Source organism: Crocinitomix algicola (assembly GCF_001661595.2).
Taxonomy (GTDB): Bacteria; Bacteroidota; Bacteroidia; order Flavobacteriales_D; family Crocinitomicaceae; genus Crocinitomix; species Crocinitomix algicola.
In genome coordinates this window covers 1-617 of record NZ_LYPF02000041.1, presented here as the reverse complement: position 1 = coordinate 617, position 617 = coordinate 1, and the positions used below count along the sequence as shown (strand labels likewise).

Sequence of the window (617 nt, the reverse complement as noted above, 5' to 3'; positions counted from 1 at the left end):
TACTCAAGTAACTGACCGTTTCCATGTGCAAAAATTAGCTTATGATGCTGTGCAAAACCTTCGAATCAAACATAGATGGCAAGCGCTTGATATTGAAAATAGCGAGATCGAACAAGCAAAGACAATAGGGAAGTCATACATCCCAAATGTACTACCAAACGGAGACACACTTAAACAACTTCTAGCTAGAAGTAGATACTTTCTTTTTAAACATTATTCAAAGTGGACTCAAAAACAAAAGGACCGAGCGAATTTGCTTTTCGATCGTTATCCAGATATTCACCGTGCTTATCAAATAGCAATAGAACTTTTCGATATTTACCAGCATACAAAAGTTAAGGGAATTGCATTCACCAAACTTGCCAGGTGGTATGAAAAGGTAGATCAATCAGGAATAAAAACTTTTGGTACTGTCAAAAGAACAATTCAACAGCATTACATGTCCATTTTGAACTATTTCGATAACCGGAGTACCAACGCATCTGCTGAATCCTTCAACTCAAAAATCAAAGCTTTTAGATTACAATTAAGAGGTGTAAGAGACACGCATTTTTTTCTTTTTAGACTGTCCAAAATTTTTGCTTAAAATTGATAAACCCACAACTTTTGTGCTTGAT

1 protein-coding gene is annotated in these 617 nt (G+C 35.3%); it reads left to right on the top strand.

All coding sequences use genetic code 11. The annotated features are described in order from the left end of the window. Nucleotides 1–586, top strand: a 586-nt coding sequence (locus A8143_RS16505) for an ISAon1 family transposase (RefSeq protein WP_139134418.1), incomplete at its 5' end; no start/stop codon positions are given. Between the last annotated feature and the right edge of the window lie 31 nt (nucleotides 587–617).